This window comes from Nocardia asteroides, from assembly GCA_019930625.1.
GTDB classification, from domain to species: Bacteria; Actinomycetota; Actinomycetes; order Mycobacteriales; family Mycobacteriaceae; genus Nocardia; species Nocardia sputi.
Map to the genome: position 1 here is coordinate 6,740,325 of CP082844.1, position 15,245 is coordinate 6,755,569.

17 protein-coding genes are annotated in these 15,245 nt (G+C 69.2%); 9 read left to right on the plus strand and 8 right to left on the minus strand.

The features are described from left to right. Positions 1-16 precede the first annotated feature (16 nt). The 3 genes from K8O92_30380 to K8O92_30390 are packed head-to-tail and all read left to right on the plus strand — an operon-like array spanning position 17 to position 2,632. Positions 17-658 (plus strand): urea carboxylase-associated family protein, encoded by a 642-nt coding sequence (locus tag K8O92_30380; GenBank protein UAK31992.1) that lies wholly within the window; start codon positions 17-19, stop codon positions 656-658. Next, positions 645-1,766, plus strand: a complete 1,122-nt coding sequence (locus K8O92_30385) for an NADH:flavin oxidoreductase (protein UAK31993.1) — start codon at positions 645-647, stop codon at positions 1,764-1,766. Before K8O92_30380 ends, K8O92_30385 begins: the two co-directional genes overlap by 14 nt. Next, positions 1,763-2,632 carry a polysaccharide deacetylase gene (locus K8O92_30390; protein ID UAK31994.1) on the plus strand — a complete coding sequence of 290 codons (870 nt, stop codon included), beginning with the start codon at positions 1,763-1,765 and terminating at the stop codon, positions 2,630-2,632. The genes K8O92_30385 and K8O92_30390 overlap by 4 nt, the downstream gene beginning before the upstream one ends. Positions 2,633-2,648: 16 nt before the next feature. Here K8O92_30390 and K8O92_30395 read toward each other — a convergent pair whose 3' ends face one another. Both K8O92_30395 and K8O92_30400 read right to left on the minus strand, forming a co-directional pair. After that, positions 2,649-4,247, minus strand: coding sequence for a PucR family transcriptional regulator (locus K8O92_30395; protein UAK31995.1), 1,599 nt, complete (start codon positions 4,245-4,247; stop codon positions 2,649-2,651). Between the two features lie 79 nt (positions 4,248-4,326). Further along, complete coding sequence (locus tag K8O92_30400; GenBank protein UAK31996.1) at positions 4,327-4,887, minus strand: TetR/AcrR family transcriptional regulator; 561 nt, start codon at positions 4,885-4,887, stop codon at positions 4,327-4,329. Between the two features lie 182 nt (positions 4,888-5,069). Between K8O92_30400 and K8O92_30405 the strand changes: the two genes are divergently transcribed. Next, on the plus strand, positions 5,070-6,299 hold the full coding sequence (locus K8O92_30405; GenBank protein ID UAK31997.1) for an alpha/beta fold hydrolase: 1,230 nt from the start codon (positions 5,070-5,072) through the stop codon (positions 6,297-6,299). A 135-nt stretch (positions 6,300-6,434) separates the two neighbouring features. After that, complete coding sequence (locus tag K8O92_30410; GenBank protein ID UAK31998.1) at positions 6,435-6,758, plus strand: hypothetical protein; 324 nt, start codon at positions 6,435-6,437, stop codon at positions 6,756-6,758. Here K8O92_30410 and K8O92_30415 read toward each other — a convergent pair. Further along, entirely contained in the window at positions 6,755-7,177 is a 423-nt protein-coding gene (locus tag K8O92_30415; GenBank protein ID UAK36029.1) for a MarR family winged helix-turn-helix transcriptional regulator, read from the minus strand. The two genes, K8O92_30410 and K8O92_30415, sit on opposite strands and share 4 nt — an antisense overlap. A gap of 118 nt (positions 7,178-7,295) precedes the next feature. On the opposite strand from K8O92_30415, the gene K8O92_30420 reads away from it, so the two are divergent. From K8O92_30420 to K8O92_30435, 4 genes are read left to right on the plus strand one after another with little or no spacing between them, the layout of a single operon-like run. Continuing rightward, positions 7,296-8,267 carry an NAD(P)H-dependent oxidoreductase gene (locus tag K8O92_30420; protein UAK31999.1) on the plus strand — a complete coding sequence of 324 codons (972 nt, stop codon included), beginning with the start codon at positions 7,296-7,298 and terminating at the stop codon, positions 8,265-8,267. Between the two features lie 5 nt (positions 8,268-8,272). After that, positions 8,273-9,223, plus strand: coding sequence for an NADP-dependent oxidoreductase (locus K8O92_30425; GenBank protein UAK32000.1), 951 nt, complete (start codon positions 8,273-8,275; stop codon positions 9,221-9,223). Continuing rightward, on the plus strand, positions 9,220-10,152 hold the full coding sequence (locus tag K8O92_30430; protein ID UAK32001.1) for an NADP-dependent oxidoreductase: 933 nt from the start codon (positions 9,220-9,222) through the stop codon (positions 10,150-10,152). Before K8O92_30425 ends, K8O92_30430 begins: the two co-directional genes overlap by 4 nt. Before the next feature lie 28 nt (positions 10,153-10,180). Next, a complete protein-coding gene (locus tag K8O92_30435; GenBank protein ID UAK32002.1) occupies positions 10,181-10,504 on the plus strand; it encodes an N-acetyltransferase in 324 nt (107 codons plus the stop codon). Positions 10,505-10,947: 443 nt separating this feature from the next. Here the strand turns inward: K8O92_30435 and K8O92_30440 are convergent, their stop codons facing one another. From K8O92_30440 to K8O92_30460, 5 genes are all read right to left on the minus strand, one after another. Next, entirely contained in the window at positions 10,948-11,268 is a 321-nt protein-coding gene (locus K8O92_30440; GenBank protein UAK32003.1) for an Atu4866 domain-containing protein, read from the minus strand. A 164-nt stretch (positions 11,269-11,432) separates the two neighbouring features. Then, a complete protein-coding gene (locus K8O92_30445) occupies positions 11,433-12,806 on the minus strand; it encodes an amidohydrolase family protein (protein UAK32004.1) in 1,374 nt (457 codons plus the stop codon). Positions 12,807-12,831: 25 nt separating this feature from the next. After that, complete coding sequence (locus tag K8O92_30450; protein UAK32005.1) at positions 12,832-13,185, minus strand: flavin reductase; 354 nt, start codon at positions 13,183-13,185, stop codon at positions 12,832-12,834. Between the two features lie 76 nt (positions 13,186-13,261). Continuing rightward, positions 13,262-14,041, minus strand: a complete 780-nt coding sequence (locus K8O92_30455; GenBank protein ID UAK32006.1) for an SDR family oxidoreductase — start codon at positions 14,039-14,041, stop codon at positions 13,262-13,264. 188 nt (positions 14,042-14,229) lie between these two features. After that, positions 14,230-15,072 carry an SDR family oxidoreductase gene (locus K8O92_30460; protein ID UAK32007.1) on the minus strand — a complete coding sequence of 281 codons (843 nt, stop codon included), beginning with the start codon at positions 15,070-15,072 and terminating at the stop codon, positions 14,230-14,232. Positions 15,073-15,245: the final 173 nt, after the last annotated feature.

Sequence of the window (15,245 nt, forward strand, 5' to 3'; positions counted from 1 at the left end):
CGGTTGACTGAACACCATGACAGCGTTGAGCTACCGGGAGCCGGTGACCGTGCCGGCCAGACAGGCCAGGGCGGTGACCTTGCGAACCGGCGAGCGGTTGCGGATCACCGACCTCGACGGCGGCCAGGTGGGTGATGTCTTCGCCTACAACGCCGACGACATCACCGAGCACCACAGTGCCTCGCACACCCGCACCCACACCAGTCGACTCTTCCCCGCGCTCGGCGAATCCTTCGTCACCAATCGCCGCCGCCCGATCCTCACCTACCTGGCCGACACCTCCCCCGGGGTGCACGACATGTTGATAGCCGCCTGCGACCCGGAACGCTATGCGGCATACGGAGACCCGGACCACGCCAGCTGCGCCGACAATCTGCGCCACGCCATGAGCGACCTCGGGTACCCGGCCCTGCCGACCATCCCGCAGCCGATCAATGTCTTCATGCGGATTCCCGTCACCGCCGGCGGAACCCTGTCGTGGCTGGAAGCCGCCACCGCGCCCGGCGACTCGATCACCTTGCGCGCCGAGATGGACTGCCTCGTAGTCGTCTCATCCTGCCCGCAGGACCACAACGTCATCAACGGAACTCGCCCCACCCCGCTCGCCCTGACCACCCTGCCCCCCAACCACGGAGGAGAAAACGATGATCACCACTGAACTGGCCCACCCTGCTCTCGAGCCGACCGCGATCGGCGCCCTGACGCTGCGCAACCGGTTCGCCGTCGCACCGATGACCCGAATTTCCGCCGAGTCCGACGGCACACCCACCGCCCAGATGAGCGAGTACTACCACGAGTTCGCAGCGGGCGGATTCGGATTGATCATCACGGAGGGGACCTACACGGACGCCACCCACAGCCAGGGCTACTACAACCAGCCCGGCTTGGTCACCCAACGGCACATCGCGGGATGGCGGAACGTGGTTGATGCGGTACACGCGGCCGGCGCCCCGATCGTCGCGCAGTTGATGCACGCCGGTGCCATTTCCCAGGGCAACGCCTACGGCTACAACACCATAGGCCCCTCATCGATCACGCCCCCCGGCCAGATGATGCCTGACTACGGCGGCGTCGGTGGGCCGTGGAACCCGCCCCGGGAGATGACCGCACGCGACATCGAGGATGTCGTGGCCGGGTTCTCGGCCGCCGCCGAGAACGCCAGGGCGGCCGGCTTCGACGGGGTCGAGATCCACGCGGCCAACGGCTATCTGCTCGACCAGTTCCTCACCGTCTACACCAACCAGCGCACCGACGAGTACGGCGGACCGGTGCAGAACCGGATCCGCCTGACCGTCGGCGTGCTGCGGGCGATCCGTGAAGCGCTCGGCGACTTCCCGATCGGCGTGCGACTGTCCCAGACCAAGGTCAACGACTTCACCTACCGCTGGCCCGGCGCCGCCGCCGACGCGCGGGCCATCTTCACGGCACTGACCGACGCGACCTACCTGCACATCGCCAGCGAGGGCAAGGACTTCCTCGAGACCGCTCGCTTCCCGGGCGGATCGACCATCACCGAGCTCGCCCGTAAGGTCTCCGGCCGTCCTGTCATCGCCAACGGCGGCATGCACGCACTCCCCCAGGCCGCCGATGTGCTCACCGGTGGGCACGCCGACATGCTGTCGCTGGGCCGGGGCGCGCTGGCCAATCCCGACCTGCCACGCCGGGTCGCGACCGGGGCAGCGCTCGAGCCGTTCGACCATGCGATGCTGCATCCCATGGCCTGCTTGGACAACGCCGCCGCTTGGCGCGCACGGCGCGCCGGATGAGCGAGCGCACCTGGACCCGCGGCGCTGCCGCCGTGGCGACGCTGACCTTCGACGTGGACGCCGAGACACCGATCCTTGCCGAAGGCCGTCACTACGCCCAGCACCCCATGGTGATGTCGCATCAGTCCTACGGTCCGGACGTCGGTGTGCCGCGGATCCTCGACCTCCTCGACGAGATGGCCATTCCCGCTACGTTCTTCGTGCCCGGCTGGGTAGCAGAGCAGCGCCCCCGCCTGGCCCGCTCGATCATCGACCGGGGGCACGAGGTCGCACATCACTCCTACAGCCACCGGGCGCCCACTTCCCTGCCGCCCGGCGCCGAACGCGCGGACTTCGCACGGGCACTCGACGTCTTCGCGGCGCAGGGGATCGAAATATCCGGACATCGCGCGGCGATGTGGAGCGCCAGCCGCGAAACTCTCGGTCTGGTCGCCGAGTACGGGCTGGCTTACGACTCGTCACTGATGGGTGACGACCGGCCGTACCTCATCGACAGCAGGTACGGCTTGGTGACGGAGCTGCCTGTGCATTGGTCGCTGGATGATTGGGAGCAATATGCCTACCTGCCCGAACCGCGGATCGGATCGGTCATCGAATCCCCTGCGAAGGTCGAGCAAATGTGGCGCGCCGAGCTCGATGGCATGCGCCACTACAATTGCCTGTTCAACGTGTGCATGCATCCGTTCCTCACCGGGCGGCCGGGCCGGATGATGGCGCTGCGACGCCTTATCGCGTATGCCCAGCAGTGCGCAGACGTGACCTTCGCACGCTGTCGGGATGTGGCGGCGTGGGCGCGTGAGGACACCGGCACACCACATCGACCGCTGCCGAGCTACGACGTAGATCCAGCGATATACCCGAACTGACGCCGCGGCGGCCGGATCATCTGATAGCCGTGGTCGATCCGGCGCCCGGGCCGACGGACTCGGCCGCGAAGGCCAGCGACAAGTCGACGACGTCCTCGAGCCGGTTGACATTGCGTCCGGTCAGCTCGGTGATACGGGCCATGCGGTTGCGTAGGGTGTTGACGTGCACATGCAGGGCGGCGGCCGTCACTCCCCACTGGCCGTCGTTGGCGAGGAACGTTCGCAGGGTGTGCTCGAGTTCGGTGTGGGCGCGGGTGTCGTGCTCGCGGATGATGCCGAGAACCTGATCGGTGAACCGTCGCAGCACCTGCTCATCGAGCAGCCCCAGCAGCATCCGGAATGTCGCGATATCGGCGAAGGTGGCCGTGTCCGGGCCGTTCCGCCCGCGCAGAACCTGGCAGACTTCCCGAGCACGCACCAGCGGTTCCCGCAGGGCGCCCGCAGTCGTCACTATCTCACCCACTCCCACGACGATCCTCGAAACGCGCACGCGCCTGCTTACTTCCGCGGACAGCTCGCGAGCAAAACGCGCCAACTCGTCCGCAGCTCGATCCCAGGGGCAGACAGCCACGACGTCGCGGCTTCCCGCGGCCGTGAATACCGGGATTCCGTGCATGGCGAAGAATGCGCCGACGGCGTCGGCGACATGGTCCGGCGGTGTGTGGTGGCCGACGGTCGGGGAGGATGGGGCGAGTGCGAAGACGCCCAGCGGACGGTCCGCCGGCACCCCGTAGGCGCGCAGCCGCTGACTCACCTCGCCGCTGCGCCGTGGTCCCGACAGGATCATCTCCAGTAGCTCGGCTGCGAAGCGCGCCTCGATAGCATGCACCGCCTGCTGTTTGGTGACCTCCAGGCTCAGGAATCGGGCCGCTTGGGCGAGGGCCTCGCGATCGGCCGTATCCAGTTTCGTGGCCGGTTCCAGGCAGTACAAGCCGGCGTCGATTTCCCCCATCGCGCCCTCGACCAGATACAGCGCGGACGGACCGGAACTGAGCAAATCGACCTCGAGCGGCGGTGGCGTACCGTTGAGAGCCACGGCGGCGAGGCGGATCTGCTCTCCTGTCGGTTCGCAGCCGATACTGGCCAGGCAGCGACCCTTGCGGTCGACCACCATCAGCGGTAACTCCGTTTCGCCCCGCAGGATCTCGAGTACGCCCGCCGCGCCACTGCCACGGGACAGGGCGGTGGCCAGAGCATCGCCGCGGTGCACGGTCGCGGCCAGTTCCGCCTGCAGTACCTCGTTCTGGATTCGGGCGGCCGCACGGGTGAGGGCGGCGAACGGCACACTGATAGACAGCTCGATCAACGGCAGGCCACGCGCAATGCACAGCGACACGAGCTCTTCAGGAAGCACCGGGGTCTGCGCCGTCAGTCCGTAGACCAGCCCGGCTGCTCCCGCCCGCGCCAGAGCGTCGATGAACAGCTTCGCCGAGACGTGCGGCAGCCATAGACCGTTGGTCAGCACCAGTTCCCCGGGACGGACGTATGGCGACGGGTCGGGCAGCTCGGTGGTGTGCAGCCAGCTGATCTCCGCCGCCAAACGGTCGGTGAGTTCCGGGGTCATCACCCGCAGGCCCAGCTCGGAATCGGCGACAAGGCGGTTGATGGTCAGCACCTATCGAAATCTACACAAAAATAGGTTCCCCTTGGATGAATAAACATCGCTCTCCACCTACGTGCTGCCGCCTCTCGGGTCAACGGTGCGCCGGTTCAATGTCTAGCGTGCGTTGGAGCTGGCTTGCCCACCAGCGCAGGTGAGCGGTCGAGTCTTGCGCCGCGGCGCCGGTGAGGCCGGCGCTGCGACGGAAGTCGCTGCCGTAGAGGGGCTCGGTTGCCATCGCCTGGTGGAGGGCGGCGACCGCGAGTCGCGTCTCGTCGAGGGGACTTCCGGGAGGCCGACTCCGATGCAGGGCGTCGACGACCGGGTCGAGCATGCCGGCACCACGGTCGCGCCATCCCGCCGCGTGCAGCGCCACCGCGAGTTCGCCGTAGCCGCCGCGATACACGGACTCGAGCGACTCGACGAGCTCGAGGACATCGGTGCCGTGCTCCAGCCATGCGGCGATGACGTCTTGAAGCGCGGCTCGAAGCCGGCCTCCACCATGGCGAAGAAGTTCGGCGAGCAGCTTCTCGCGATTGCCGAAGTGATGCGAGACGCCGGCGTCGGTCATCCCGACCCGCGCTGCCACCGCGCGCACCTGCACAGCGGCGACGCCTCCCTCGGCCAGCAGCGAAGCGGCGGCATCGAGGATCAACCGGCGGGCTTCCTCCGGCGGTCTGCGCGTTCTCGAACTAGTCACCCCGGAATCCTACCTTGACTAGCCAAGGCTTCCCCGCGTACCGTTACCTAGACGGCCCAAGGTAGATCGGAGGGGGGCATGGCGATGTTCGAAATCACCGAGCCGAGAGGGAAATTCGGCAAGGAGGTGGATCGGCGATGACAGACATGACCCTCACGCTGCGCGACGTCACACTTCGAGCCACGGTGACCGGCGCGGGCCCCACGGTCCTGCTGCTTCACGCGGGCGAGGAGCGTCGCGACGTCTGGGCACCGGTCACGGAGGGGATGACCGAGTGCGGACTGCGGACGGTGGCCTTCGATCTGCGCGGGCACGGCGAGAGTTCCGGACGAGCCACCACTTTGCGGGCGATCGCCGACGACGTCATCGCGATGGTGGTTCGCGAACCGGCGCCGCTCGTCGTGGTGGGTGCCTCCCTCGGCGGGTTCGCCGCCGTCGCCGCCCTCGCGGAGTCGTCTGTCGCGCAGCGCGTCGCCGGCCTCGTGCTCGTGGACGTCGTTCCTGATGTCGACGCGGATCGGGCCCGCCGCTGGCTCGACGACCACGGGCTCCTCGCGCGCAACACCGAGCTCACCGATGACATTCTCGCCTCCCGCTTCGAGCTCCACGGGATCATCGCGACATCGGACCTGCCCATCCTGCTCGTGCGGGGAGGACGACGTTCCCCGCTTGGCGACGCCGACGTGGACCGGCTACGCACGGCCAACAGACGCGTCACCGTTACCCGCGTACCGGACGCCGGGCATCTCGTCGCTCGCGACGCCCCCGGGGAACTCGCGCGTATCGTTTCGGCGCACGCCACCAAATGGCTCGCCACCGACGACGTCGTCCGCCGCGCGTTCGAGCTGCAGCGCACGCTCGGCGCCGAACATATCGATCACCCAGGCGGAACCCTGTTCGAGCACCTTCGCCGGGTGCACACCCTCACGGTCGAATGGAACGCCGCGCCCCGCACCCGACTGGCGTCGATCTGCCACGCGTCATACGGCACCGACGGGTTCCGGCACGCCATGCTGCCGACCACAGATCGTCGGCGGCTGGATCACGTCATCGGCCCCGACGCCGCGGCGCTGGCATACCTCTACGGCGCATGCGATCGCTCACACACCTACCGCGAACTCGGCCGACGGCCCTTGCCTGTGACCGACAGATTCACCGGCGGCTCGAAGACGATCGAAGGAACCGAACTCCGTGACTTCGCCGTCCTGACCATCGCCAACGAACTCGACGTCGCCCGCCACGCCCAGCTTCTCCCGTCGATTCGCAGCGATATCCGTGAACTCGTCGCCGCGCTGGCCACGTACGCGCCCGACGAGGCTGAAGTAGCGCTCGCCGATGAAGCCCTCGCTCGAGCGAGCGCCGAGTGAGCCCACCCGGCTGCTCGAAGCCGTCCTCATACTCGGCGATCCGCCCGTCGCCGACAGCGACGCCCACAAGAACACAGCTGAGTGTTCGAAAGCCCGATTTGGCGCGGCAACCGCCGATCTCGCAGGACTCGGTCAGTGACGGCGTGGCAGTGCGGCGATGCCGAACATCTCGTGCGCGATGCCGAAGCCCAGGTCATCGACCAATCGCCTTTTCCATGGGCGTTGCGCGATCGCGTGGGTCAACCGGCGCGTGGTCCGTGGACGTGCGGCAATCAGCTCGGCCAGCTCCCATGCCCGTGGCGCGAGGACGCCGACCGGCTCACCCCGCACTTCTGGAACCCCGGCACCGACGACTACCTGGCGGCCGTGCAGACCTGGGTGCTGCGCAGCGAGGGGAAGATAGCGCGCCAGCTCTTGGACACATCAACGATTCCGCGGAGGGGCCTCGTCGCCGTCTAGCCGTCATGGCGCTGAGCGGCGAGCAGGCGCTCGAACACGCGGGTCAGCGTCGCCTGCTCGCGCTCGGAGAGATGGTCGAAGAAGTGGCGGCGGACGGTGCCGACGTGTTCGGGAGCGGCTGCCTCGATCGCTTCGCGGCCGGCGGGGGTAATGCGCACCATCGCGCCCCGCGCGTCGTCGGCGCAGTCCTCCCGCACGACCAGGCCGCGCTTCTGCATCCGCGTGACCTGATGGGACAGCCTGCTGCGGTCCCAGCCCACCTCGTGGCCGAGCTCGCGCATGCGGATCACGCCGTCTTCGGCCTCGGAAACGGGTGCCAGCACGGCGTAATCGGCGCCGGAGAGCCCGGCGTCGCGTTCCAGCTGGCGCTCGAAGGTGCGCTGCAGTTCGCGGGTCAGTTCCCGGTAGGCCCGCCACAGCCGGGCTTCCCGCTCGTCGAGCCATCGGACGTCGGCCATGCGAGCAGCATACCAATTTGTTGACACATCAGCAAAGGACTGCTATTTGTAGACACATCATCAAAATGGAGAGGCGGACATGACACGCATCGCGATCATCCTGGGCAGCACCCGTCCGGGCCGGAACGGGGAAGCGGTGGCGCTCTGGGTCCACGAGCTAGCCGCGGCGCGCGACGACGCCGAGTTCGAGCTGGTCGACATCGCCGAGTACCGCCTTCCACATCTGGACGAGGCCGCTCCCCCGTCGCTCGGGCAGTACGCGCACGAGCACACCAAGGCGTGGGCGGAGAAGATCGCCTCGTTCGACGGGTACGTCTTCGTCACCCCCGAGTACAACCACTCGACCTCGGGCGCGCTGAAGAACGCCATCGACTTCCTCTACGGCGAGTGGAACAACAAGGCCGCCGGGTTCGTCAGCTACGGCAGCGCGGGCGGCACCAGAGCGGTGGAGCACCTGCGGCTGGTCATGGGCGAGCTGCAGGTGGCCGACGTCCGCAACCAGGTCACGCTGTCGCTGTTCACCGACTTCGAGGACTTCAGCGTCTTCGCGCCCGCCGAGCGGCACACCGCCGCGGTCGGCGCGCTGCTGGACCAGGTGGTCGCTTGGAGCCGGGCGCTGGCCTCGCTGCGCACCGATGCCAAGGACGTCGTGCGCCGCAACACCGAGCGCGTGCAGTCCGGTGGTGATTTCACCCTGTTCGAGGAGCTGTTCGCGGACGACTTCGTCGACCACACCCCGCAACCGGGCACCACGCCGGACAAGGACGGCGTCCGCGTCCTCTACCACGCGCTGCGCACGGCGTTCCCCGACTTCTCGGCGAAGATCCACTGGCAGACCGTCGACGGCGACGTCGTGACCACCTACAAGACGTATTCGGGCACCCACCGGGGCGAGTTCCTCGGCTTGGCCCCGACCGGCGAGCACGTCGAGTTCGAAACGGTCGACGCGATGCGTGTGCGCGACGGGCAGATCACCGAACACTGGGGCGTAGCCAACCTGTACTCGGTCCTGCAACAGCTCGGGGCGCTGCCCGCCCACGCGGGAAAGTGACGACGATGCCCAGAGCAGTACGGTTCTCCCGCTACGGCGGACCCGACGTTCTCGAGATCGCGGAGGTCGACCAGCCCCGCGCGGAGCCCGGCCGAGTGGTCGTCGACGTCGTCGCCGCGGCCCTCAACCCTGGAGAGATCGGTATCCGCGAAGGCGTGTTCGCCGCGATCTGGCCCGCCCGGTTCCCCGAGGGCCAGGGCAACGACTTCGCCGGACGGGTCGCCGAGGTCGGTGCCGGGGTGACCGGATTCGCACCCGGCGACGAAGTCCTCGGCTTCGCGCCGCGCGCCGCTCAAGCCGACTTCGTCGTGGCCGCGGCGGGCGCGCTCACCGCCAAGCCCGCCGGCCTCGGCTGGGCGGAGGCCGCGTGCATCGCCGGCGCGGGTGCGACCGCCTGGGCCGGCGTGGAGGCCGTCGACCCGCGACCCGGCGAGACGGTCGTCGTCTCGGCCGCGGCCGGCGGTGTCGGGGTGGTCACTGCCCAGCTGGCCCGGCTGCGCGGGGCCACGGTGATCGGGACCGCGAGCGAGGGCAACTTCGGCTTGCTGCGCGGTCTCGGCATCCATCCGGTGACCTACGGCCCCGGGCTGGCCGACCGGCTGCGCGTCGCGGCACCGCAGGGCGTCGACGTGTACCTGGACACCTTCGGCGCGGGGAACGTGGACACCGCCATCGCACTGGGTGTCGGCCCGGACCGGATCAACACCACAGCCGACGGCCGGGCGGTGCAGCGCTACGGCGTCCACTCGGCTGCGCAGGAGCAGGCCGACGACCCGGTCGTCTGGGCCCGCCTGGCCGCCCTCGTCGCGAAGGGCGAGATCACCATCCCCATCGCCGCCGTCTACCCCCTGGAGCGCGTCCGCGACGCCTACCGGGATCTGGCGACCCGGCACGTCGGCGGCAAGCGCGTCCTGGCGGTCGAGCCGCTGCCCGAGTTCGAAGGAGACCACCGATGAAGGCACTGCTCACCCGGGCCTACGGGCCGCTGGAAGATCTGGAGATAGCCGAGGTACCGCGGCCGGAGCCCGGCGCGGGGCAGCTCCTTGTCCGCGTCGAGGCCGCCGCCGTCAACCCCGTCGACATCGCGCTGGTCACCGGCGCGATGCGCGAGGACCTGCCGGTGGCGCACCCGTTCGTGCCCGGCGTCGACGTCAGCGGCGTCGTCGTGGCCGTCGGGCCCGGCGTCGGCGGATTCTCGCCCGGGGACGCGGTCATCGCGTGGAACGGGGTGCCCTCCGGCGCCTTCGCCGAGTACGCCCTGGTGCGCGCCGACGATTCCGCCGCCGTGCGGCCGGCGGGGCTGGATGCGCGCCACGGGGCCGCGCTGCCGACCGCGGCCCTGACTGCGGCGGCGCTGCTCGACGAGGCCGGGCCCGTGCCGGGTGTCACGCTGCTCGTCGTCGGCGCCACCGGCGGTCTCGGCGGCTACGCCGTTCAGCTCGCCAAGCAGGCCGGCGCGACCGTAATCGCCACCGGCCGGGACGGAGACCGTGACTATCTGGCGGACCTGGGCGCGGACGGGGTGATCGACTACCGCGCCGAGAACGTCGCCGAGCGCGTGCGGCACTGGGCGCCCGAAGGCGCCGACGTGGTGCTCGACGTCGCCCAAGCCGGCCCCGCGCTGGCCGCCTCTGCGGCGGCGGCCAGACCCGGTGGCATGGTGGTGTCCCCCCTCGGCGGCCCGCAGGCGTTCGAACGGGACATCCGGGCCGTCTACACCGGAACGACCACGCCCGCCGGTCGGCTGGCCGGGCTCGCCGCGCAGGCGTCCGCCGGCACGCTGCGGGTGGAGATCGGCGCGCAGTACCCGTTCGCCCAGGCGCGGCAGGCGCTGCTCGACTTCCGGGCCCGGCACGTCCGCGGCAAGGTCGTCGTCACCTTCTGAGCCCACCACTGCCCGAAATGGAGAGACCATGACCACCACTGTGCGCCGCAACGACGGCGAGAGCCGGTACGAGATCACAGTGGACGGTGAGCTGGCCGGGCTCGCCGCCTACGCCGACCACGACGGCCGACGGATCATGTATCACACCGAGGTCTTCGACGCCTTCGCCGGCCGCGGCCTGAGCAGCACCCTCGTCGCCGGAGCCCTCGCCGACATCCGCGACACAGGCACCAGGGTCGTCCCGGTCTGCCCGGTCGTCGCCGCCTACCTGCGCAAGCATCCCGACCAGAACGACATCGCCGACCCCGTCGAACCCGAGACGCTGCGCTGGCTGCGGGCGGCCCTGAGCTGAAACGGACGCGAACGCAAGAAATGGCTTATGCCAGATCCGGGTTCTGATCCGGTTCGGGGTTGCGGCGAGCTGCGATCTTATGGACCGGTGTCCAGGTCAGGGCCAAGACGGCCGCTACGGCGACGACCACGATTTCGACGCTTCGGTGATTCATCGACGCGGGTTCCCTACGGTTGTTCCTGGCGGGCGATGGTGGCCGACTCGACCAGAGGGTCCTGACCGCGGTGCCATCCCCGTCGGGTGCGGCGGTCGAGGATGGCGCCGGCGGTGTCGGTGTCGGCAGGAGTAGCGGTGGAGGGTGAGGTGGGCGGCAGTGCGGTGGGGGCGGCAGCCGTTTGCCACAATGAGCGCCAGGGCCGGATACACCAGGATGGTGAGGACGATCTGGGCCATGGCTTGTCCCTTCTATGGGGTGGTACCGGGTTGCCGTCCGGCGGGCGCGGTCAGCTTTCGCGATAGAGCACCAAGTGCTCGTGGTGGAGCACGCCGTCTCGCACGTTGCCGGTGGCTGTGAAGCCCAGGTCGTCGTGGTAGTCGATGTGGGCGCCGGTCACGGTGTAGCGGCCGGTGTAGGCGCGTTTGCGGCCGTCGCGTTCTTCTTCGTAGCGGCCGCTCGCGAGAAGTTCCTGGCGGATGCGGCCGTCGGCCGTGACCCACATGCCGACGTACGGGTGGGGGGCGGATGCCGATCGGCCGCTACCGATGGCGGCGAAGGCGAGCAGTGTTGTGAGCAGTCCGAGCAGATGCCGGGTGCTTGGGTACATGGGAGGGGGTCCTTCGAGCGGTGGTGGAGGGGGTGGACGGAACCGGCCGACTCGAATTGCCGACCGGTCCACAGGGGCGGGGTCAGCGGCGGGTGAGGCGGTAGCCCCGGCAGGCGGACGCCGATTCACCGGGGCCGTGCTGATCCCGGCGCTGGTGCGGCCGGTCATGAGGTGTGGACGGCGGCCAGGATACGGTCGCGGGAGGCGTGCACGTCTTCGCGTAGAGCGGCCAGGTCGAGGTCGAGCACGGTCCCGGCCCACTTGCGGACCTGGCCGGCGATGAAGACGGCCTCGATGTTGCGTGCGTCGGAGCCGAGGACGAGGGTGCCGATGGGGTCGTTGAGCGGCATGTTGTTGAGGTCCTCGGCGCGCACGACGAGCACGTCGGCCTGCTTTCCCGGGGTGAGGGAGCCGGTCACGTCGCCGAGGCCGATGCTCTTGGCACCCTGCAGGGTGGCGAAGTCGAGCACGTCGTGCACGCCGATCCGGGCGGCGGGCTGATCGCCGGTGCCGTAGGCGGCATGGACGGCGCGCATGCGCTGGATGGCGTGCAGGGCGCGCATCTGCGTAAACATGTCGCTGGCCAGCGCGACTTCCACGTCGATGCTCAGGCCTGGCCGGATGCCGACGGCGAGCGCCTCGTCGATGGCCGGGATCGCGCTTTCCAAGCCGATCTGCGCGTCCGAAGTCGGAGCGAGCGCGACATTGGTGCCGGTGTCGGCCATCGCCTGCCAGGCCTGTGGGGTCAGGCCGGTGCAGTGGATGAGGGAGACGTCCGGGCCGAGCAGACCTTGCTCGGCCCAGCCGAGGATGGCCTCGGAGGAGGGCAGGCCGAAGACGGCGTCGATGCTGACTCCGATGCCGAGGTCGCGGGCGGTGCGCGCGAGGCGTTCGCCGTAGGCGAGGTCGGGGCCGGCGACCTCGTCGGTGGCCAGAGCGGCCAGGCGCAGAGTGAGCAGTCCGCCGGAGGCGAAGTAGGTGTCGTGTAGGCGGGTCAGGTCGGCCGGCCATTGGCCGTCCCAGGTTCCGAAGTGTGGGCGCATGGATGCGTGCACGCCCCGGATGCCGGTCTCGGCCAGTGCGCGGATTGCGGCGTCGGAGTGGGCGGCGGTCCGGGAGTTGTGGGAGAAGTCGAGCATGGTGGTGATGCCGCTGTCGATGGCGGTCAGCGCGGCCAGGCGGGTGCCGATGTACATGTCGTGTGGCTGGTAGGCGGGGGCTATACCGGCCAGGGTGGAGGTGACGTACTGGCCGAGGTCGTTGACATCCGGCATGATGCGGCGTAGTTGCGCCTCCCAGGCGTGACGGTGGGTGTCGACGAAGCCGGGGGCCAGGATGGCTCCGGTGACGTCGATGACCAGGGCGTCGTCGGCCGCGAGGTCCGAGCCGACGGCGGCGATCCGGTCGCCTTCGATGAGCAGGTCGGCGCCGGGTAGGACACCCGCCTCCGGGTCCATGCTGACGACGGCGGCGGCTCCGGTGAGCAGGATACGGCGGCCGGAGGTATGGCGGCGCAGGTCGTCCGGGGTGGCGTTCATAGTACTTCCTTCAGCGTGCGGGGGGTCAGGCGTGGGTCAGGTACTGCCACTTGGTCATGCGGTGCCGCAGGTCCACGGTGGCGGCGTTGGCGGAGAAGGTGCCGTTGCCGCGGTGGTGGAATTCGCCCGCGCCGCGCTTGCCCGGATCGATCCAGGCCCGCCCGGCTCTGAGGATCCACAAGTGGTGGTCGTCGGCGAGCCGGTCGTCGGCCACCGTGCATTCGATGTTGGCGAAGCATTCGGCGACGAGCGGCGCCTCCACAGTGGCGGCGGGCATGGGCGTGAAGCCGAAGCGGCGCCATTTGTCGGTGTCGCGGCCGGAGATGTTGCCTGCGTCGACCACTTGCTCGGCCAGTTCGATGGACGGGATCGCGAGCACACATTGCCCGCCCTCGCGCAAGGCGGCGTGGCTGTGGTAGCCGGGTAAGGGCGATACTTCATCGAGTCAGGTCGCGTCAAACGGCCTGCGCGGTGGGCAGGATGGTGATCTCGGTGAGGTTGACGTGGCGGGGTGAGGCGGCGATGAACGCCACTGTCTCGGCCACATCGACCGACTGCAGCGGGTCGATCTCGGTGAGCAGCCCTTCCATGAGGGCGCTGGCGTCGGGGTCGGTGACGTGGCTCGGCAGCTCGGTGTCGACCATGCCGGGCTCGATCGTGGCCACCCGGACGTTCTTGGGGCCGAGCTCGACACGCAGCAGTCGGGTGAGGTGGCTGATGTAGGCCTTGGTGCCGGAGTAGACGGAGAACTTCTCCAGGATCCGGGTCGCCGCGATCGAGGAGGTGGTGATCAGGTCCGCAGGCCGGCCCGCCTCAGCGGCGGTGGTCAGGTGCGGCAGGAAGGCACCGATGACGTTCATGACGCCGGTGATGTTCAGGTCGATCTGACGCTGCCAGTCGTCCTGCTTCAAGTCGGTGATCGGTGAGATGAGCTGGACGCCAGCGTTGTTGACGACGAGGTCGGCCGTACCGAGCCGCTCGGCGATCTCGGCCGCCGCATCGTTGACGGCTTGCCGGTTGGTGACATCGACGGCGATGGCGATCGCCGTGCCGCCGGCGGCGCTGATGGACGCGCTCAGGTCGTCGAGCTTGTCCTTGCGGCGGGCCAGCACGGCGACGTTCGCGCCGAGTTCGGCCAAGCGCAGGGCCGTGGCTGCGCCGATGCCGCTGGAAGCGCCCGAGACCACGGCGACGCGACCTGCCAGCGGGGTTCCTGTGAGCAGAACACTAGTCATGACAAAGACCTTTCGTGTGTGGGGATGGTGCCCGCGTTCAGTGGCGGGCGGGATGGGCTGCGGTTACGGGAGGGTGGCGGCGGCGTTGTCGACGCCGTTCGCGGGATGCCCTCGCAACAGATGCAGCCGCGGGTGCTGGACAGTGCGTGGTGCGCTGTGGCGGACTCGGGCCTGCTGGACGCCGCTGGTCAGGCCGCGGCGTCGGCGTGCGCGGTGGCGGCGGACTTGGCCCGCCATGGGGCCACGTCCCTCCCGATCTGCTCCAGCTTGGCCTGCAACCGCTCCAGGGTGTCGGGCCCCAGGTACAGGTGCGTAGGCAGGCTGTCCTGGCAGGTGACCTCGTAAATCAGGGCGGCGCCCTTGACCGGGTCGCCCAGCTGGGTGTGGTTGGCGGTGCCAGCCCAGTCGAGGGTCACGTGGGCAGGGGTGCCGTCGTAGGCGGCGATACGGCCTGCGGGCATCGACAGGGAGCTGGCGTCCAGGAAGTCGGTGCGCAGCACGCCCGGCTCGACCACCATCGACTGGATGCCGAACGGTTCCAGCTCCTTCGACAACGCCTCGCTGATGCCCGCGACGGCGAACTTCGAAGCGCAGTACATGCTCACCCCGGGCTCGCCCTCGAACCCTGATCGTGAGCCGATGTGCACGAGCTTGCCCGAACCCTGCCGACGCATGACGGGCAGCACCGCGCGGGTCATGTCGATCACCCCGAAGACGTTGAGGTCGAACAGGGAGCGGGCCTCGACGTCGCTGATCTCCTCCAGGGCGCCGAGCAGGCCCCGGCCGGCGTTGTTGACCAACACATCGAGGGTGCCGAACCGGTCGACGGCGGTCTGGACAGCGGCGGGAATGGCCGCGCTGTCGGTGACGTCCAGGGCGACGGTGAGTACGTTGCCGGCCTTGGCCAGGTCGTCCGGCACGCGGGCCGGGTCGCGGACCGCAATGACGACGTTGTCGCCCTGAGCGAGGGCGGTGCGGGCGATCTCGGCGCCCAGGCCTCGGGATGCTCCGGTGATGAACCAGGTGGTCATGACGGTGTCCTTCGTTCCGTTCCGTTTGGCTGACATCTACAGATTGCCGAGGTCAGCGCGGTGGAAGAAGGTCACGACCTTCCTGGGAGTGATGTACCTAGGAACCGGCCCGAGCGGCACGTGGGCGCGCACGAAGAAGAGGCCGGGGCGGTGCCCCGGCCCCTTCAGAGGGT